At 38.7% G+C, this 21,033-nt stretch carries 15 protein-coding genes; 11 read left to right on the top strand and 4 right to left on the bottom strand.

The features are described 5' to 3' along the window. Positions 1-3: 3 nt before the first annotated feature. The 3 genes from DW640_RS04305 to DW640_RS04295 are packed head-to-tail and all read right to left on the bottom strand — an operon-like array spanning position 4 to position 3,476. Entirely contained in the window at positions 4-1,203 is a 1,200-nt protein-coding gene (locus tag DW640_RS04305; protein WP_225664871.1) for an acetyl-CoA carboxylase biotin carboxylase subunit family protein, read from the bottom strand. 1 nt (position 1,204) lies between these two features. Next, the gene (locus DW640_RS04300) at positions 1,205-2,365 is read right to left on the bottom strand and encodes a pyridoxal phosphate-dependent aminotransferase (protein WP_048695980.1); all 1,161 of its coding nucleotides are present in this window, start codon (positions 2,363-2,365) and stop codon (positions 1,205-1,207) included. A 1-nt stretch (position 2,366) separates the two neighbouring features. Continuing rightward, on the bottom strand, positions 2,367-3,476 hold the full coding sequence (locus DW640_RS04295; RefSeq protein WP_048695985.1) for a DegT/DnrJ/EryC1/StrS aminotransferase family protein: 1,110 nt from the start codon (positions 3,474-3,476) through the stop codon (positions 2,367-2,369). Between the two features lie 154 nt (positions 3,477-3,630). Between DW640_RS04295 and DW640_RS04290 the strand changes: the two genes are divergently transcribed. The 6 genes from DW640_RS04290 to DW640_RS04265 all read left to right on the top strand — a co-directional run bounded on the left by DW640_RS04290 (position 3,631) and on the right by DW640_RS04265 (position 11,585). After that, on the top strand, positions 3,631-4,599 hold the full coding sequence (locus DW640_RS04290; protein WP_055229095.1) for a beta-1,6-N-acetylglucosaminyltransferase: 969 nt from the start codon (positions 3,631-3,633) through the stop codon (positions 4,597-4,599). A 221-nt stretch (positions 4,600-4,820) separates the two neighbouring features. Beyond that, on the top strand, positions 4,821-5,201 hold the full coding sequence (locus DW640_RS04285) for a GtrA family protein (protein WP_048697973.1): 381 nt from the start codon (positions 4,821-4,823) through the stop codon (positions 5,199-5,201). After that, entirely contained in the window at positions 5,198-6,133 is a 936-nt protein-coding gene (locus DW640_RS04280) for a glycosyltransferase family 2 protein (RefSeq protein ID WP_048697960.1), read from the top strand. Before DW640_RS04285 ends, DW640_RS04280 begins: the two co-directional genes overlap by 4 nt. Before the next feature lie 8 nt (positions 6,134-6,141). Beyond that, the gene (locus DW640_RS04275; RefSeq protein WP_011108804.1) at positions 6,142-7,473 is read left to right on the top strand and encodes a DUF6056 family protein; all 1,332 of its coding nucleotides are present in this window, start codon (positions 6,142-6,144) and stop codon (positions 7,471-7,473) included. Positions 7,474-7,664: 191 nt separating this feature from the next. Beyond that, positions 7,665-9,362 (top strand): DUF5722 domain-containing protein, encoded by a 1,698-nt coding sequence (locus tag DW640_RS04270; protein WP_061473287.1) that lies wholly within the window; start codon positions 7,665-7,667, stop codon positions 9,360-9,362. 30 nt (positions 9,363-9,392) lie between these two features. Further along, positions 9,393-11,585, top strand: coding sequence for a DUF5722 domain-containing protein (locus tag DW640_RS04265; protein WP_117577438.1), 2,193 nt, complete (start codon positions 9,393-9,395; stop codon positions 11,583-11,585). A 229-nt stretch (positions 11,586-11,814) separates the two neighbouring features. Here the strand turns inward: DW640_RS04265 and DW640_RS04260 are convergent, their stop codons facing one another. Continuing rightward, positions 11,815-12,426, bottom strand: coding sequence for an HU family DNA-binding protein (locus DW640_RS04260; protein ID WP_054959935.1), 612 nt, complete (start codon positions 12,424-12,426; stop codon positions 11,815-11,817). 629 nt (positions 12,427-13,055) lie between these two features. Here DW640_RS04260 and DW640_RS04255 point away from each other — a divergent pair. The 5 genes from DW640_RS04255 (at position 13,056) to DW640_RS04235 (ending at position 21,009) form a co-directional block, all read left to right on the top strand. Further along, the gene (locus DW640_RS04255) at positions 13,056-15,146 is read left to right on the top strand and encodes a BT4734/BF3469 family protein (protein ID WP_074857722.1); all 2,091 of its coding nucleotides are present in this window, start codon (positions 13,056-13,058) and stop codon (positions 15,144-15,146) included. Between the two features lie 135 nt (positions 15,147-15,281). Continuing rightward, positions 15,282-17,117: an ABC transporter ATP-binding protein gene (locus tag DW640_RS04250; protein ID WP_008763650.1), complete on the top strand. Its 1,836-nt coding sequence runs from the start codon at positions 15,282-15,284 to the stop codon at positions 17,115-17,117. Between the two features lie 60 nt (positions 17,118-17,177). Next, positions 17,178-17,966: a polysaccharide deacetylase family protein gene (locus DW640_RS04245; protein WP_074857724.1), complete on the top strand. Its 789-nt coding sequence runs from the start codon at positions 17,178-17,180 to the stop codon at positions 17,964-17,966. Next, positions 17,963-19,864: a glycosyltransferase 87 family protein gene (locus tag DW640_RS04240; RefSeq protein ID WP_074857727.1), complete on the top strand. Its 1,902-nt coding sequence runs from the start codon at positions 17,963-17,965 to the stop codon at positions 19,862-19,864. The genes DW640_RS04245 and DW640_RS04240 overlap by 4 nt, the downstream gene beginning before the upstream one ends. Next, the gene (locus DW640_RS04235) at positions 19,849-21,009 is read left to right on the top strand and encodes a glycosyltransferase family 87 protein (protein WP_074857729.1); all 1,161 of its coding nucleotides are present in this window, start codon (positions 19,849-19,851) and stop codon (positions 21,007-21,009) included. Before DW640_RS04240 ends, DW640_RS04235 begins: the two co-directional genes overlap by 16 nt. Positions 21,010-21,033: the final 24 nt, after the last annotated feature.

The raw sequence follows: 21,033 nt of genomic DNA, 5'->3' as shown, positions 1-21,033 counted from the left end.
ATTTTAATCAATAATAATATGTACAAACTGGTCCATGTTTTCTATAACATTAAACATTTCTTCTTTCGAAGAATATTTGAGGATAAGTGTCCCCAATGCATCGCCAGCATCACGGAAAGCATGAACATTATCTCCACTTTTCAGTTCTGTTACACAATCTACCAGATTGTTTTTTGCAAAGTTTTCATCAAATGATATTTCTTTAAACCGTCCGGTCTGCTTGCTATGTAACATATAATTAGACCAATATCCCCTTGCAGGTGACATCTCTATTTCGGAACAATCTTCTCCCAAAGCTGCTTTTATCACATATTTAACCATGTTGACTCCTGTTGCCAGTTCCGTAATCTGAGGTATTAAACTGCCACCGCTTCTGGCACCTAACTCCAGTATATACAATTTCCCGTTTTTGCCAAGAATAGCCTCGACATTATATGCGGTTGTCCCCATTTTTAGTTCAGAAATCAGACGCTGTATGTCCTTTTCTAGCTCTGTTATAATTTCAGGTTTCATTTGGAAAGGCCAGCATTCACCAAGTGGGGCGAAATCTTTGACAACTGAAGAACTGTAGTATTCGTTTCCAAAACAGTGGAATTTTAAAATTCCGTCTACGGAAAAGGCATCTCCTGATATCTGATATCCGTCCTTCTCTATGAATTCCTCAATAATAATGCGTTTTTCACGGGAATATGAGAGGGCATCTTCTATAAAGTCTTTTAGTTGATCTACGTTAGTCAGTTTATTGATGCCTTTACTTCCTGATGAATCGACAGGCTTTATCATAACAGGAAGGGTTAAATTCTTGATTTGTTCCAAAGCCTCCGGGTATGAAGAACATCCGACGTATTTGGGAACATTGAAATTATGTTCAGCCAAGTATCGTCTGAATAAGTCTTTCTGAGAAAGAATTTCTACAGAAGTATAGGGGCTGGTAGGCAATCCTAGTTTCTCACAAACATAAGCAGCTGTAGGGGCTGCAGGATCTGAAGCATATGCAACGACGCCATCTACTTGAAGTCTTTTGGCTAACTCGTAAACAGCCTCCTTATCTGTTGTGCTGACATTATAATATTCGTGGGCATACTGATGTCCTGGGTTATTCGGCAAGTAATCGCAGGTGATTACATAATATCCCATTTTTACAGCTTCTTTAATCGCATAGACCTGATATAAAGAGCCTCCTAACATTAAAACTTTTTTCATCTTATAAACTTTCGACAAATCGCTTAAGTCTTTGAATTCCTTCTTTAATTTTATAAATATCTAATGTAAAAGCAATCCGGATAAAATCCTCGCAACAATCACCGTAAGTTATTCCAGGAACCACTGCTACCTGTTCTTTCTCTAAAAGGGCATATGCGAACTCCTCAGATTTTAATCCGGTAGATTTTATATTTAACATTGCATAAAAGGTTCCTTGTGGCGCATCGACTGTTATTGTTTTGATTTTGGCAACTTCTTCCAATAAAACATCTCGGCGGAGAGTGAATTCCTCAATCATACCAGCCGAATATTTCTCCGAATTTCTTAGTGCTTCTATTGCTGCATACTGAGACGGCAATGGAGCACAAGCAGCTATGTTCTCTTGAAACATTGTCATGACTGATATTAATTCTGAAGGTGCAGCTACATAACCCAAACGCCATCCGGTCATACAGAATTCTTTTGATAAACTATTGATAACAACAGTGCGTTCCTTCATCTTGTCGCATGTAACAATACTTTTGAAATGAGCATTATCATAAAGTAGGGTTTTGTATACCTCATCTGTTATTACTATCAAATCATTCTCAATAGCTATCTGTGCTATTTGTTGGATGGAGTCATCAGAAATTATCCGCCCGGAAGGGTTGCTGGGCGTGTTTAAAATAATAGCTTTTGTTTTAGGAGTGATTGCCTTCCTTATGTTTTCTATAGATATCGATAAGTCATTGGTGCTGACAGGAGCTGTGATAATGGGCTCTCCACTACACATACATACCATCTGTACATAGTTTATCCAATATGGAGCTGGTATAATGACTTCATCCCCTCTGTTTAGAATGGCTAGCAGGGTTAAATATAATCCTTCCATTCCCCCAACTGTAACCATAATCTCATTTGCCGGGTTGTATTCTATATTATATTGTAACTTGTATCTGGAAGATATTATTTCTCTTAATTCTAATAATCCGGCATTAGGGGAGTATCTTGTACGACCTTCCAGTATCGCTTTACAGCCAGCTTCTTTTATTTTATCGTGTGGATGTATATCCGGATCTCCCAATGTGAAATCTATAACATTGTCATATTTTTGGGCCAAGTTAAATAGACGCCTTGTTAAGGAAGGGGATATAGAGTTTGTTATTTCTGATAATTGTATCATACTATTTCTTTATAATTTGGAGGATATACTCGACTTCATTTTCACTTAAAGCATGGTGCATTGGCAAGCAGATGACGTTATTGGACATTTGGGTTGCTATTGGCAGATTGTCAGGGTTAGCAGAATCTAATCCGCGATATGTTGAGAATGTACTGATTAGCGGATAGAAATAACGGCGTCCGAATACATTATGTTCCTTCATCTTAAAATAAAGTTCATCACGCGTCATTCCATATTCTTCAGCATTTATGAAAATTGGGAAATAAGAATAATTGTGGCGTACTCCTGGTATATCATTGAAAAAGGTTATCCCTTTAACACCTTGAAGTTCATCTCTATATCTTATGGCTACTTTGCGACGGGAATTGATTGCATGATCTACTTGCTTAAGGTTAAGTAATCCGTATGCAGCGCGTACCTCATCTACTTTACTATTAATACCGGGGGCTACAACTTCAGTTTCACTGGCAAAACCAAAGTTTTTTAGATAGTCGATGCGCTTTTTTGTCTGCTCGTCATGAACGACTAATGCTCCACCTTCCAAAGTATTGTAAACTTTCGTTGCATGAAAACTCAGAGTAGCCATATCTCCAAAGTTTAAAATGCTTTCCCCGTTTATTTCTACTCCAAAAGCATGAGCGGCATCATATATGACTTTTAATCCATATTTATTGGCAATTTCTTGAATCTCTTTCGTTTTACAAGGCTTCCCGTAAACGTGTACAGGCATGATAGCTGTAGTCTTGGGGGTAATGGCTGCTTCTATTTTACTAGGATCCAGATTACAGGTTTCTGGCTCAATGTCTACAAAAACAGGTTTGATTCCATTCCACCAAAGAGAATGTGTTGTTGCTACAAAGCTAAAGGGAGTAGTTATCACTTCACCGGTAATTCTCATTGCTTGTAAAGCGGTTATTAAAGGTAGAGTGCCGTTCGTAAACAAACTGAGATAGGGAACTTTAAGATACTTAGCTAATTCCTCTTCTAGCTTTTGGTGGAAGTTGCCATTATTTGTCAGCATTTTGCTTTCCCATATTTCTTTTAATAAGAAAGTAAAATCTTCCAAAGAAGGCAGTAGGGGGGAAGTCACATATATAGGTTTGTCTATCATTGTAATTATGGATATTATTGGTCTATATAATAGTTGTTTAGGTTAATGACGTTATTGTCTTTGTCTCCATTAAGAACCGGGTGTCAACTCCAATTTAATGATTTAAGACTTAAATTTCACAAAGATAGATAGATTCCAATACTTATCAAAATATATGTTTGGAATTTATCTAACTATTGTTGTATTGGAATTCTATCTGTTGTATCTTTGCATGATAATGAACTTATTTAATGATGCAAAGGTAATGAGACATGCTTTTTTAATTCTGGCCCATAATGAATTTCAAATATTGAAGATACTACTTTCTATGCTTGATGATGGGAGGAATGATATATATCTGCATATTGATAAGAAAGTCGTGCTCGGACCTTTAGAGCAAGATTTATTTCGGCTTGCAAAAGCTCGTCTTTTTGTACTTGAGCAACGTCTTGATGTTAGATGGGGTGATATTAGTGTGGTAAAGGCTGAACTGTTGTTACTTGAGACAGCCAGTATGAAAGGCCCTTATGATTATTATCATTTGTTGTCAGGGGTAGATTTACCGATAAAGTCACAGGACTATATTCATCGTTTCTTCGAGAAAAATAAGGGGTATGAGTTTGTGCCTTACTCTTGTGGTGAGGCTAATTTAAAAGATCTTGAAAGAAAGGTTTTTAAATATCATTTGTTCTGTCGTTATTATAAAATTCCACCTCGTATTTTTAAAAAGCAAGTACAATCTCTTCGAATAAATTTTTTAAAGTTGCAGGATTTCTTCCATTATAACCGACCTAAAGAAATTGAATTTAAAAAGGGTTCCAATTGGGTTAGTATTACGCATGAGTTGCTAACAATTATATTAGCCCAAAAGTCTTTTATTTTAAGGCGTTTTAAAAATGTTTGCTGTGGTGACGAAATATTCCTTCAATCTATATTGTGGAACTCAGAAAGGCGGAGTCATATTTATCCTGGTAGTGAGCAGTTGAATGCCGGACTTCGTGCAATTGATTGGGAACGGGGGAATCCTTATGTTTGGAAAATGGAGGATTTGCAATATTTATTAGAAACAGAGCATTTGTTTGCTCGAAAATTTGATTCGCAGAATATGGATGTTGTGATCAAAATAAGGGAGCTTTTTTCTTGAATGTATAAAGTGATGTGTGGTGGTAACTCATGAAGATGAGTGGAGATATTGCACCTTAGATATCATTCTATGATTTAATCTAATGGAGAAGTAACATTATTTATTTTTGTATATTTAGTTATACTTTTCTTTGCTGGTCTTACATATTATTTATAATATTGTACCGTTTTATAAATCTCCTGTAGGTAGTTGGATCAAAATCAATAAAAGAGTATTGGATGATGTCTGTTTTTAATAAGCGTAGAGAGTTTGTTCGTTTCATATTGGTTGGTGTTCTGGCAACTGCTACTCATTATGGTATTTATTTCTTTTTATGTGTATTGATGTTACCAGCTATTGCATATACTATTGGTTATGCTATTAGCTTTATTCTGAATTTTTACTTGTCTAATGTGTTCACTTTTAACACTAAGCCTACTGTTAGAAAAGGAATAGGATTTGGAATCAGCCATTTTGTCAATTATTTGTTGCATATCGGGCTATTGTCATTATTTATATGGATCGGAGTCCCGGAGAGATGGGCACCTCTTCCTGTGTTTGCATTAGTAGTACCGGTTAATTTCCTTCTTGTTCGTTTTGTTCTAAAATCTAAAAAAATATGAGTAAAGTTAGTGTTTTAATACCTGCATACAACGAGGAACTCTCTCTTCCGGAGCTCTATTCGAAGCTAAAAGAAATGATGGATTCTTATGCAGAATATGAGTGGGAGATTTTGTTTGTTAATGATGGCAGCCATGATAAAACATTGGAAGTTATTAAATTTTTGAGATCACAAGATGAGAGAATTAATTTTGTCGACCTGTCGCGCAATTTTGGAAAAGAAGTAGCAATGTTAGCTGGTTTCGATTATGCTACGGGCGATTGTCTGGTGATTATGGATGCTGACTTGCAACATCCTCCTCACTTAATCCCTGAAATGTTGAAATATTGGGAAGAAGGGTATGATGATGTATACGCAAAGCGAATAACCAGAGGCAAGGAGAGTTTGATGCGTAAATATCTGTCCTTGTTATTCTATAAGTTATTGCAGAAAACGACCCGTGTGGAGATTCTCCCGAATGTCGGTGATTTCAGACTGTTAGATCGTTGTTGTATAAACGCTTTAAAACAGCTGCGTGAGAGCCAAAGATATACTAAAGGTATGTATTGTTGGATTGGATTTCGTAAGAAAGAGATCAAGTTCGAGCAGGAAGATCGTGTTGCCGGTACATCTTCGTTTAACTTTTTCAGCCTTCTGGGTCTGGCTGTGGAAGGGGTGACTTCCTTTACTGTAGCTCCTTTACGCATTTCTACTTTTGCTGGAATTATAGTTTCCCTGGTTGCTTTCATATACATGTGCTTTATCATGTTTAAAACATTGATATGGGGCGAAGTTGTACAGGGTTTCCCTACTCTGATGGTTGTGATTCTTTTTCTAGGTGGGATACAGTTGCTGTCCTTGGGAGTCATAGGGGAGTATATAGGACGTATTTTCAATGAAACAAAGAATCGTCCTACCTACATTGCAAGAGAATATAATGGTGTGAAACAATAGCTAAGATTATGAGTAAAAAAACGGTTCGGATTGGTATTGGCGCATTTCTGTTGATAATAGGAAGTTTATTTTACCTGATGAATATGTACACTCCGATATGTGGAGATGATTATCTTTATTCATTCTATTTGACTCCTGTGGCAGCTAAGTCTTTCTTTGAAGGCACATCGATAGGATTTGAGCAGAAGATATCATCATTTACCGATGTTATTTTTTCGCAATATAATCATTATTTTTATGTGAATGGCCGTACCATTCCTCATATTCTGGAGCAGTCGTTTGCCGGACTTTGGGGGGAGAATTGTTTTAATTTAATCAATGTATTCGCTTTTCTGTTACTTAATATGTTGGTTATATGGATTTCCGGAAAAAGAAATCTGACAAAATTCGGTTACTGGGTTGCTGCAGTTTTCTTTATATGGTTCTTATTGCCTTGCCCGGTTGATCTCTTTTTACTGATGAGTGGTGCTCTCAATTATACTTGGAGCGCCGTTCTTTGTTTGGCTTTTCTGCTTGTTTATACTAAAGTGCGGCAAATGGAAAGGGTGAATTGGGGAGTTGCTTTTCTTCTTTTTTTGCTGGGCGTCATTTCTGGTTGGACACATGAATCTTTGGTTATAGGCATTTCCGGGGCTTTGTTTATTATTTATTGTGTACAATATAATAAGAGGAAGCCTAAATCACCTGAAATAGCTTTGGTTGCCGGCTTTTGGCTTGGGACCTTGTTGTTGTGTTTATCGCCTGCTGCCCGCGGGCGCGCGTCGTTTGATCATCCTTCCATCTGGGAAACCTTCTTATTGATAATCGGTGAGCTTCGGGCATTTTATGTTCTTCTGTTTTTGCTGGTATATACTTTTTTTCGTGAAAAGAGAAACAACAATAATCATACCCTGAGAAAGTTTTTCTATGATAATCAACTTTATTTTTATGTAATCTTAATTGAACTTGTTTTTAGCTTGGTTATAGGATTTCGAAATGTCCGGCAATTGTTTGGAATAGAGTTGTTTTCTGTTGTGATTTTAATCAAGCTGATCAGTGAACAGACTTCATTTAATGCGGTTTGGTGTAGAAGTGTATCAATTGTGGCAGCAAGTGCGATCGTTTTGCATATGGCATTTGTCATTCCATGCGCAAAACGTTCTCATGCGCAATTTCAGGATATAGTGACCACTTATCTCCACTCAGAAGACGGTGTTGTTTCTTTCAGATACGAAGAGTTTCCCTGTTGGGTCGATTCTTATGTCTGGCGATTCGGAGGGTATGCGGATTGGGAAGCTTTTTGTATTTCCGTCTATTATATGGGAGACAAAAAGCCGATGAAAGCTTTGCTGATTGATTAGTATTCATTTGTGATAATAGATGATTGTCAGTTAAGATGTTTTTCGGTAGTAATATTTTTTGCTGTGTATAAAAATTGTAAAAAGAAGTAGGATTTTGCATGTGTTCATATTAATAGCTCTATATTTGTATAATTGAACCTAAACCCTTTTACAGTTTACTTATGGAGCTATTGAAAAGTCATTTTTTTAAAATGAGAAAGGCTTATATTGAGTCGTTTATTATTCTTTTGTTTCTGTCCTGTTGTCCTTTCATTGTTTCTTCCTGTCACGAGGAAGAGAAAGAGGAGATACCTGAATCTCCTTTTGACGAAGAAGATATTCAACACGAACAAGATCTGAATGCTTATTTGGGAAAAAGCTATTCGTGTAAAATTTCTCAGGTCTCAGTAATGGAATCTTCCGTTTGCGTTACTGGTGAATATACCGGTGAAGGCAACTTCTTTTTAGGTGAGATTCCTCCTTATTTGGATATCATAGATGTGAAGAAGGCTCCTTATAAGTTGAAGTTAGAAGATTCATCTTTTGAAATTAAGTTAGAGCGCTATGTAGAAAGGGATGGAGCGTTATATGACCGTCTTTTGTCAAAGTGGGCTATTTATAAAGAGGGAGTAGAAAGAGACCAACTGGTTTCTCATGCGCATCAAGCGGATGAAATTCATGCGTTTCAGAATCTTCCGGCTATCAAACTGACTTCAAAGAAAGGGTTGGGTGGAATTATTCCTAACCAATATATATCGGATTTTACTTCGTTGGGGATAAGCAGTGCTACGATTAATGTTTGTATCACTCAGTTTATGCATCTGACGCCAAGAGCGGGAGATATTGCGCATACTTATGGGGGAAGAACCTATTATATGGATGAAGGTTACCTCAAGACTGTGCTTGACGTTCCTCTTTTAGAAGCAGCCAAACGGAATATTGCTGTTGCTGCCATCATTCTTGTCGAACCGGCAGCTAAATGTGTAGACCCTGACTTGGGGGCATTGTTGCAACATCCGGATTATGAAAGAGGGGTTTATACAATGCCTAATATGACTACTCTGGAATCGGTGAATTGTTATGCGGCGGCATTTGATTTTCTGGCGAAAAGATATTGTACGGCGGACAATCGCTACGGGCGTATAGCTCATTGGATTATGCATAATGAGGTAGACGGCTGTATAGACTGGACAAATATGGGAGTAAAACCTCTTACTGTATTTACGGATACCTATATAAAATCAATGCGTATATGTTATAATATAGTACGCCAATATGATAAGCAGGCAGAGGTTTTGGGCTCCTTTACACATTCCTGGACACAGATAGCGAATGTGGGATGGTGGCTCTATACAAGCAAGGAAATCATTGATTTGTTGAATGTTTATAGTCGGGTAGAAGGGGACTTTCAGTGGGGATTAGCTTATCATAGCTATTCTCAGGATTTGACGAATCCATGTGTTTGGATTGATCCGAACGCAACGTTTTCCATGGATACCCAATTTATTACGTTTAAGAATCTGGAAGTTCTGAGTAAGTGGGCGCTTACCAAAGAAAATAAATATAAAGGGACTATTAAGCGCTCTGTCTGGCTTTCTGAGGCTGGAGTAAATTCTCCTACTTATTCGGATGAAGATTTTCAGAAGCAAGCGGCTAGTTTGGCTTTTGCCTGGAAGAAAATCAATGCATTGGAAGGGATTGATGGGCTACAATGGCATAATTGGTTTGATCATCCGGGAGACGGAGCTTGCTTCGGATTGCGTAAATACTTGGATGAATCTTACAGAGGGGAAGCCAAACCTGTGTGGGAAGTTTATCGAAAAGCAGGCACAAATGAAGAAGATGAATACTTCGAACAATTCTTACCTTTAATTGGAATTCCTGATTGGAATATTATTGAGAATTTTTAATCAACGACATTATTAACTAAAACTGAAATTATGGAAAATTTGAAAGCTTTCTTTACGAGAAGGCCTGAACGCCTGCTAGGGCGATGTGGCATGTTGTTTTTAATGGCATTTTTTGTGATGAACTTGTCTTCCTGTAATGATGACTTTATTGAAGACGATGGGGGAGAAGTTATTCCTCCTGAGGAAATTGTTACCCCGCCTGTTTATATGTTATTGGATGGGCCCTATAAGTCGGGAGTAACGTTAACTCAGAATGAAGACAGTAGTTATACGATAGAAACTACTAATGGTGATCCTTGGGCGACTGCCGGTTTGTTTAAAGAAGATGTTCCCGAAGAATGTAATGTTCTTGAATTTGAATATCAGACGGAAATGGGGATGAGTAACCTTGAACTCTTTTTTGCTGATGCAAAAAATGGGATTGATGCTACTCATAGCATGAGCGCGGGAACCGTTCCTGCTTCTACGGAATGGGCTTCATTCAGCGTTCGTCTAAAGAAATATAGACAGGAGTTTGATTGGGGAAAAGTGAAAGATTATCTGCGTTTGGATTTTGGAGACCAGCCTAATAATATCATACAAATGCGTAATATACGCCTACGTACAATGAATGATGAGGAAAAACAGGCGGAAGAGGACGAGAATAATGAAGCGCTTAATAAAGAGAAGTACGAACAAGGAATTAAAGATTATCTGAATAAAGAATATGATTGCCATGTAACTGATGTGGTGGTAGGAGAGAGTACGATCAGTATTCAAGGTAACTATACGGGAGAAGGTACTTTCTTCTTGGGAGAGATTCCTCCATTTGTGGATATGTTCAAAGTGGAAAAGGTGGGAAATAAAACACCTTTATCAAACGGCTCTTTTAACGTTCAGTTGGATAGATATGTTACTATAGGTGACTATAAGTATGATCGTTTATTGTCTAAGTGGGCTATATACAAAGAAGGAGCTTCCAAGGATGAGATTGTTTCTCATGCCTGCTATGCGAACGTGGATAAAATACACGTAAAACAAAGTGTTGAGGCTATTCCTTTAAAATCTAAGAAGGGGTTGGGAGGATTGATAAACCATGGATTCCTTGCATCTGATTTGGATGCTTTAGATATTGCTAGTGCCACCATCAACATTCCTATCTCTCATTTCATGCATCTTTCTCAACAAGAAGGAGATATTCCGCATACTTACGGTGGCAGGACATATTATTTTAATGAGGGATATATGAAGAGTTCATTTGATGCTGTGTTGGAGCAAACGAGTAAACGTGGAATCTCAGTAGCAGGTATTTTGTTGGTTCCTCCTACTGGGGATGCCGGTACTCTTTTGAAACATCCGGATTTTAATGGTATAGCTCCTTATACAATGCCCAATATGACCACAATAGAGTCTACAAATTGTTACGCTGCAGCACTTGACTTCCTGGCAAAAAGATATAGTGCTCCTAATATGCGCATAGCGCACTGGATTATACATAACGAAGTGGATGGAGGAAGTCATTGGACCAATATGGGTGACAAACCGATTGCCACGTTTATGGACACTTATCTCCGTTCGATGCGTATGTGCTATAATATTGCGCATCAATATGACCAGCACTCGGAAGTCTTTATCTCTTTCTCACATGGATGGAACATCGCTGCCGGTGGCGGTTGGTATAAAGTAAGAGATATGCTCGACTTTATGAATCAATTCAGTGAAAGCGAAGGTGATTTCTTCTGGTCATTGGCGTGTCATAGTTACCCGGCTCAGTTAGGTAACCCGTGCACTTGGGATGATGAACAGGCAACTTATTCTATGGACACGGAATATGTGACCTTGAAAAATTTGGAGGTTTTGGATAAGTGGGTAAGTCTTTCCTCCAATAAATATAAAGGAACAGTGAAACGTTCTGTCTGGCTTTCTGAGGCAGGAACATGTTCTCCAAGTTATAGTGATAATGATTTGCAGGATCAGGCTGCCGGCTTTGCTTATGGCTGGAAGAAGATTAATAATTTGGACGGCATTGATGGAATACAATGGCATAGCTGGTTTGATCATTTGGGAGATGGTGCCTGTTTGGGTTTGCGTAAGTATACCGAAGCGCCTCATAATGGTGAAGCCAAGCCTGTATGGACAACCTATCAAAAAGCGGATACAGATGAAGAAGATGATTATTTTGAACAGTATTTATCTCGAATAGGGATTGATAGTTGGGAAGGAATTATTCAAGATATTCCATAAGCGATATTAGGTAAAAGAGGAAACTCATTTGGGCTTCCTCTTTGGGTGTTGTGACTATATCTAAGTCCGCTATAAAAGAATTTTTTTAGTCTCACGGTCTCACTACTTTTACATAATCGCCAAATAATTAAGATATTATAGAATGAGAGATACTTTTTACAAAGGTATCTCTCATTCTTTTCTCACTGGAATTACTCTATTTTACCCTATCTCTCATTCTATTTTACAACTATTTCCCATAATGTCCTGGACACGGCACATAAATCGGTTGCGTACGAATTCCGATATTCTGCAAAGAACCTTCTTCTTTCAACCTGCGAATATGGCGTGCCGCCATACTGTGTGTGAATTGGCAAAGTGACTGCATATCAGAGCGGGTCAAAACCGTATGCGTAGCGAAGTACCCGGTTAATTTTTTGTCTATTTCTTCCTGGGAGAGGGTAGCCGAGTGGGGTTTATACTTTGAGCGTTGTGCATGCATACCTATAAGCTCACCTTTTAAATCTCTGTCCGCCAGGAAACTGACCGATTTAAACTTCACTTTGTCAGCGTGTGCGGCCATGGAATGTATCGGCTCTGTTGCTTGTAATGTGATCTGAAAATAGCCGACCCCGTCAAGATGTACTCTTTGCCCTTCGCGTAAGTGATTTCCCATGCACCGACTGAGTTCCATTAACATTGCTTCCACTTCGGCCTTGCCAAAGGTAGTTGCCGAGTGAATTTCGGCTGCCAGTCTTTGGGTAGTCACGTGTTGAAAATTCACGACTCTGGGATGATAACTTGTTTCCCCCTCTTCTTCTCCCTGAACGGGATTCTTATAAAATTCGAATTGTACTGCCATCTTAATTGTTGTTTATATATGGTGTTACTTATCTCTTCGGCATTTAAAGCCTTTATCTGCGTGTCATCTTACTGACATCTTCATCGTTCTACCCGGGTGAACCGATCATTGCACCTTCGAGAACGTATCTGTGTACCTGGGTGAACAGGTCGGTTCACCCGGGTAGTATGATGAATAACGTCTTTCAAAGATACGACAATAATAGTTGTAAAACAAGCAATTATAGGATTGTTTGCATGATAATGAATGGTAAAATATATGCGCCTTAAAGTACTTCTAAAAGGAGAAATGTATAGGTCTGAAATTAAATAATGGAAGTTAGAAAGCAGAATGAGAGATAATCAAAAGAAGGTGAGAGACAGGTTAGAAGAGAGTAATTTCAGTGGGGAAATGATGAGAGATACCTCTGTAAAAAGTATCTCTCATTCTATAATATATTAATTATTTGATGATTATGTAAAAGTAGTGAGACCGTGAGACTAAAATATACTTTTTCTTTTCTAGTAGAGGGAGAGGAGATGGGAATGAAACTTATGATCAGAAACTTGTTTACATAGAATGTTTACAGTACTTTTGTGCAAAATATATATTGCCCTACAACGCAAGCAGGACAAACAGCGAAAGAAAAAATGAGAATAACACAAGTGAGAGACGATGGCAAAGTAAATACGATGCGTACGTTGAAGATTGAACAGCTCGTAGAGCAGATGAAAAAGGAAACTAAAGCACAACTGGTCTCTAATATGAGAGAAGTCCTGCCTTATATACTTCCCGGTGATAAAAATGATTATATAGAGAGGGTCCCAAAGATACTTCCGGCGGCAGCATTTGTCAGAAAAAACGGTGTAATGGCGATGGCCGAATATAATGGAATCGTTATGCTTCAGGTCAACGGGTTATCCGGACGTATGGAAGCTGATGAGGTGAAGGAGTGTGTGAAGGAACTGCCTCAGACGTATCTTGCTTTTATCGGTTCTTCAGGAAAGTCTGTAAAGATATGGGTTCGTTTTACGTATCCCGACAATCGTCTGCCTGATAATCGCGAACAGGCGGAAGTCTTTCATGCGCATGCTTATCGTCTGGCTGTGAAATATTACCAGCCCCAACTCCCGTTTGATATCGAATTAAGAGAGCCTTCGCTGGAACAGTATTGCCGATTAACTTTCGACCCGGAGCTGTATTTTAATCCCGAAGCCATGCCTGTTTATCTGAAACAGCCAGCATCTTTGCCGGGGGAAACCACCTATCGAGAGCAGGTACAGGCGCAGGCTTCTCCTTTACAGCGGCTTGTTCCCGGATATGATAGTTACGAAGCACTTTCTGTTCTTTTTGAAGCAGCGTTTGCCCGAGCATTTGCCGAGCAAAAAGGATACCGCCCAGGCGATGATATACACTCATTGCTTGTTTGTCTGGCTGAGCAGTGTTTTCGTGCCGGCATTCCACAAGAAGATACCGTGCGATGGGCACGTGCTCATTATCGTTTACCGAAAGATGAATTCCTGATTCGCGAGACGGTGAAGAACGTGTATGGTACGTGCGAGGGTTTTGCCGATAAAAGTAGTTTGCTGCCGGAGCAATTGTTTGTCATGCAGACAGATGAGTTTATGAAACGCCGCTATGAGTTTCGTTTCAATATGCTGACTTCGAGCGTGGAATACCGTGAGCGGAACAGTTTCAACTTTTATTTTCGCCCCATAGACAAACGGGTGATGGCAAGTATTACGATGAATGCGATGTATGAGGGCATCAAACTTTGGGATAAGGATGTGGTCCGATATCTGAATTCCGATCATGTTCCCGTTTATCACCCTGTCGAGGAATTTCTTTATGATCTTCCCCATTGGGACGGTAAAGACCACATCCGTGACCTGGCTGAAAGAGTTCCTTGTGATAATCCTCATTGGGGACAACTTTTTCGTCGTTGGTTTCTCAGTACAGTGGCGCACTGGCGTGGAGTTGACAAAAATCATGCGAACAGTACTTCACCTATTTTAATCGGTCCGCAGGCTTATCGTAAGTCCACCTTTTGCCGTCTGATTCTGCCTCCTTGTTTGCAGGCGTATTATACGGACAGCATTGACTTTAGCCGTAAAAGGGACGCCGAGTTGTATCTGAATCGTTTTCTTCTCATCAATATGGATGAGTTTGATCAGATAGGTGTCAATCAGCAATCATTCCTTAAACATATTTTGCAAAAACCGGTTGTTAATACCCGTCGCCCGAATGCGTCAGCTGTAGAATCACTTCGGCGGTATGCTTCTTTTATCGGGACGAGTAATCATAAAGACTTACTGACAGACACTTCCGGTAGTCGCCGTTTTATCGGCGTCGAAGTGACGGGAGTGATTGATGTGGTGCGTCCCATTGATTATGAGCAGCTTTATGCACAAGCAATGACGGCGCTTTATAAAAATGAACGGTATTGGTTTGATGAAGAAGAGGAAGCTATTATGACGGAGTCTAATCAGGAGTTTGAGCAATCTCCTGCGATCGAGCAATTGTTTCAGGTATATTATCGGGCGGCAGGCGACGAAGAGGCAGGAGAATGGTTGCTTGCTGCGGATTTGCTACAACGAATACAGAAGGCTAGTAAGATGAAGTTTTCACCTCGGCAAGTATCTTATTTGGGGCGTATTCTGCAAAAGCTGGGAGTGAAATCGTACCGGAGATCTCATGGGGTTTATTATCATGTGGTGCCCATATCTTTTGATAATGAGTAGTGTTGGAGTGAAATAGACGAATAAATGGTCAAGAAGGTGGCTATTATATAATTCGTATTAATTATTAAAAGAAACCTTCAACTGTTAGACAGTTTTATTGTATCTTTGCAGCCTTAACTTATTTTATTTCAAATAATGAAGGAATTTTTGCAACTGATGCGACGTTTTGTGTCGCCATATAAGAAGTATATCGGATGGGCTATTTTGCTGAATATCTTGTCAGCTGTATTCAATGTGTTTTCATTTACTTTGTTAATTCCGATTCTGGACATTTTGTTTAAAACAGGAGAGAATAATAAGGTATATGAGTATATGGAATGGGGAACTGCCGGTTTTAAAGATGTTGCGATAAATAATTTCTATTATTATGTTTCCCAAATGATTCAGGATAATGGTCCTACTACTGCTTTGATTTTTCTGGGACTGTTTTTGGCTTTGATGACTTTATTTAAAACTTCCTGTTATTTTGCATCTTCAGCTGTGATGATTCCATTACGTACAGGAGTTGTCAGGGATATCCGTATCATGGTATATGCGAAGGTAATGCGTTTGCCGATGGGCTTTTTCTCAGAGGAGAGAAAAGGAGATATTATAGCTCGTATGAGTGGTGATGTGGGAGAGGTGGAAAACTCTATTACCAGCTCATTGGACATGCTGATAAAGAGCCCTATCATGATTATATTGTATTTTATAACATTGATTGCTACCAGCTGGAAGTTAACTCTTTTCACCGTTTTGGTATTACCGGCTATGGGCTGGCTGATGGGTAAGGTCGGAAGAAAACTAAAGCGTCAATCACTGGAGGCACAAGGTAAGTGGAGTGATACAATGTCTCAGTTGGAAGAAACATTGGGTGGTTTGCGTATTATCAAAGCGTTTATTGCAGAGGACAGAATGATAAATCGTTTTACGAGGTGCAGTAATGAGCTTCGTGATGCAGTCAACAAAGTTGCTATGCGGCAAGCTTTGGCTCATCCGATGAGTGAGTTCTTGGGAACAATTCTGATTGTATCTGTATTATGGTTTGGTGGTGCTTTGATTTTAGGGCATAATTCGTCATTGACTGCACCGACGTTTATATTTTATATGGTTATTTTGTATAGCGTGATAAATCCGTTGAAAGACTTTGCCAAGGCTGGTTACAATATCCCCAAGGGGCTTGCTTCTATGGAACGCGTGGACAAAATATTGAAGGCTGAGAATAATATTAAAGAAATTCCTAATCCGAAACCATTGACTGGAATGAATGATCGGATTGAGTTTAAAGATATAAGCTTTAGCTATGATGGTAAAAGAGAAGTGCTGAAACATGTGAACTTAACAGTGCCAAAGGGAAAGACAGTTGCTTTGGTAGGACAGTCAGGCTCAGGAAAATCGACGCTCGTAGATTTATTGCCACGTTATCATGATGTGCAAGGAGGAGATATTACCATCGATGGTACAAGTATTAAAGATGTACGTATTGCCGATTTGCGCAGTTTGATTGGCAATGTAAATCAAGAAGCCATTCTTTTTAATGATACATTTTTCAATAATATTGCTTTTGGCGTAGAAAATGCAACTATGGAACAAGTCATAGAGGCTGCTAAGATTGCCAATGCCCATGATTTTATTATGGAAAAGCCGGAAGGATATAATACAAATATCGGTGACCGTGGCGGCAAACTTTCCGGTGGACAGAGACAGCGTGTCAGCATCGCCCGTGCTATTCTGAAGAATCCTCCCATCCTGATTTTGGATGAGGCTACTTCTGCACTGGATACTGAATCGGAACGTTTGGTACAGGAAGCATTGGAAAGATTGATGAAGACGCGTACCACAATTGCAATTGCTCACCGTCTTTCTACTATCAAAAATGCGGATGAGATTTGTGTGCTCTATGAAGGGGAAATCGTAGAGCGTGGACGTCATGAAGAATTATTGGAATTAGATGGTTATTATAAAAGACTAAACGATATGCAAGCATTATAGGCTGTGGTTGCATATTTGCAGCAACTCACAGCAACAAACGTAAACTAGACTAATATTGGAATGATTTTATTAAGTTTTGACATTGAGGAATTTGATGTGCCCAAAGAACATCAGGTGGACATATCAATGGAAGAGCAAATTAAAGTTTCTGTAGAGGGGACTACCCGAATTTTGGATTGCTTGGAACGGAATCAGGTAAAAGCGACCTTTTTCTGTACGGCAAATTTTGCTCTTCATGCTCCTGATATAATAAAGCGCATTCAGGAGGGAGGTCACGAGATTGCTTCTCATGGTTTCTATCATTGGACCTTTAAAGTGGAAGATCTGAAAAGGTCGAAAGATCAGTTGGAGGAAATCACCGGAACCAAAGTTTATGGCTATCGGCAGGCACGCATGATGCCTGTGTCGGAAAAAGCTGTATATGAGGCGGGGTATATATATACTTCTTCCTTGAATCCGACATTTATCCCAGGAAGATATATGCGGCTTTCTACTCCCCGTACTCCTTTTATAAAAGACCGTGTGATGCAAATGCCGGCATCAGTTACTCCTTTGCTGCGTTTCCCTTTATTTTGGCTTTCATGTCATAATTTGCCCGCTTCACTTTATCGTTGGTTGTGTAAATGCACTCATCGGCATGATGGATATTTTGTGACATACTTTCATCCGTGGGAATTTTATCCGTTAAATGAACATCCGGAATGGAAACTGCCATTTATTATAAGGAATCATGCAGGAGAAGGAATGGAAAAAAGGCTGGATGCTTTCATTCGATATTTTAGGAAAAAGAATGTTAGTTTTGGTCGTTTTATAGATTATATAAAACTAAACAAGGATATAATAAAATGAAAAATATAATAAGATTTATACTAAGGTTAGTGCAAAATCCTATTGTATTAGCAATTTTGTGGTTTGGGGTGGCTATCAGGGGATTTTGGGTAAGCTGGACAGAAGGACTTGCAAATAACTACTTGATATTTTCCCGTTCATTTTTTCATGCTTTGGAGCAAACGCCTTTATATGTAGAATATCCTAAAGAATATTTTGATTTATTTCTATATGGCATTCCTTTTACTTTATTGATTGCTCCTTTTTCAATCATGCCAACAATGGTGGGTTCTGCTTTGTGGAGTTTGTGTAATGCTCTTTTATTGTACTTTGCTATAAAGAAGTTAGAATTTGAAAAATGGAAAACTGCCATTATCATTTGGTTGTCATATAATGGCTTATATTTATCTGTTGTGACTCAGCAGTATAATGCAGCAGTAGCCGCTTTCATTCTTTTTACTTTTATTCTTGTCGAGAGAAAAAAAGATTTTTGGGCTGCATTGATGATTGTTTTAGGCACATTAACCAAAATTTATGGGGTTGTGGGGTTGGCTTTTTTCCTTTTCTCTAAAAGAAAATTATATTTTCTGTGGGGAATTCTATTTTGGGCATTCGTTCTATTTGTAGTTCCAATGTTTTATACTTCTCCACAATATGTATTTGATTCTTATAAAGAATGGATTAGTATTCTTGTAGTTAAGGATGATGTTAATGAGTTGAGCTTTTATCAGAATATCTCTTTATTAGGAATGGTTCGAAAGATTACTCATGCTGTTGAATATAGTGATATGTGGCTGATAATTCCTGGAATTGTTTTATTCTTATTACCTTATTTTCGTATTGGACAATACGAGAATAGAAATTTTCGGCTTTCGTTTTTGGCATCAGTTCTGTTATTTATGGTCTTGTTTAGTACGGGAACGGAAGAATGTGGATATGTGGGAGCTCTAATTGGTGTGGGTATATGGTATGTAAGTACGCCAACGTATAAAAAATCGTTTGTGCTGAATACATGCTTATTGCTATTCTGTTTTGCGTTGACGGCAGCGTCTTCAAGCAGTATTCTTTTTTCAAAACATTTCAGGACTGAATACATTACTTCATTTGCACTTAAAGCTCTCCCATGTGCTATTATTTGGTTTAAAATCATCTGGGAACAATTAACTCAGGACTATACATCAAGAACCCCAACTCCTTTTCTACATAAAAAAGATGATAAACGGATTGATGTCATATTGCCCTGTTATAATCCTCATGAAGGATGGGAGCAGCAACTGATTGAAAAACATAAAGAGTTGGAAGGGATGCTGAACGGGTACAATATTCGCTTTATCGTAGTAAATGATGGTTCCAAACACGGATTTACGGAAGAAGCTGTACTTCGTTTGACAAATAACTTACCCAACACTATCATTGTAGACAATAAGATAAATCAAGGGAAAGGAGCTGCTGTTCGTGATGGTATAGCACATTCTGATTCAGAGCTGGCTCTCTATACAGATTATGATTTTCCATATAAGATTGAGTCTGTTTGTCAGGTGATTAAATATCTTGAGGCAGGGTATGATGTAGTTGTAGCAAATCGTAATCATACGTATTATTCACAACTTTCTACCCGTAGAAAGTTGGCGAGTCATGCTTCACGTTTCTTGAACTTTATGCTGTTAGGGCTGACCCACACAGATACGCAGGGGGGATTAAAGGGGTTTAACTGTAAGGGAAAAGCTTTTCTTGCGTCCACTCGTATTAAACAGTTCTTATTTGATACGGAGTTTATATATAAGGCTTCTCTTGATGATACCACCTTCGTCAAAGAAGTTCCTGTAGACTTAAGAAGTGAGGTGATGTTGCCTGATATGAAAAAGGGGGTATTTGTAAATGAACTAAAAAACTTATTGATGATATGTTGGAGAGGTTGAAAGGATATGTGCAGAATCCCGTCTTTCTATTCATCTTGTGGATGGGAGTAGGATTAGCTTGCAGTTTATCATTGATGATGAAGGGGACATATAGCAATTATGTTATATTTAGCCAGTCTTTTTGGCATGCGATATCTTCTTCTCCTTTATATGTAGAATATCTTCAGGAACAGAAGGATTTCTTTCTGTATGGTATTTCTTTCACTGCGTTGATTTCTCCTTTTGCGGTTCTTCCCAGACCGTTGGGGATGATCCTTTGGTGCCTGGTGAATTGTGGTTTCCTTTATTATGCTATCAGCAAGTTAGATTTGAAAAAGTGGCAATTTGCTGTTGTTATATTAGTTTCTGTAAATGACGTTTTTACAGCTGTTTTGTCTCAGCAATATAGCATAGGTATTACCGCTATGATTATATTCTCGTATGTGCTGATCGAGAAAGAAAAGGATTTTTGGGCTGCTTTGATGATTGTGTTAGGGACTATGACCAAACTTTATGGGATAGTCGGACTGGCTTTCTTTTTATTCTCGAAACACAAAATGAAACTCACCGGCGGATTAGTCTTTTGGGCAGTGATCGTTTTTCTGCTTCCCATGCTCTATGCTTCTCCGGAATATGTCGTTCATTCGTATAAAGAATGGTTCGATGTGCTTGTCTATAAGAATGGGCTGAATCAGTTTAGCGTCAATCAAAACATATCTTTGCTGGGTATGTTACATCGGATAACGGGAGCCTCCTTCAGTGATTTATGGATAATCGTTCCCGGAATGATTTTGTTTGCCCTTCCTTATTTACGCATCCGGCAATACGGAAATGAATCTTTCAGATTCTTGTTTCTATCCTCTGCACTTTTGTTTATGGTGCTATTTAGCACCGGCACTGAAACCTATGGCTATCTGACTGCTATGATTGCTGTTGGAATCTGGTATGTAAAGACACCGACAAAAGCTGCTACACCAATATTGAATCTGTCATTGCTTATATTCTGTATTCTACTGACTTCTTTGTCTACTACCGATCTTTTTCCAAGATTCATAAGAGCGGAATATGTGAAACCTTATGCTCTGAAGGCTCTGCCTTGTACTTTGATATGGCTGAAAATAGTGTGGGAACAACTGACTCAGGACTTTGCGCGTCCATCTGACTGAATGAAAATGAAACATCTGAACTGA

Origin of the sequence: Bacteroides sp. AM23-12 (genome assembly GCF_003434395.1) — a bacterium.
GTDB lineage: Bacteria > Bacteroidota > Bacteroidia > Bacteroidales > Bacteroidaceae > Bacteroides > Bacteroides thetaiotaomicron.
Note: the sequence above shows the minus strand (reverse complement) of the source record. Positions and strands in the feature narration are given on the sequence as shown.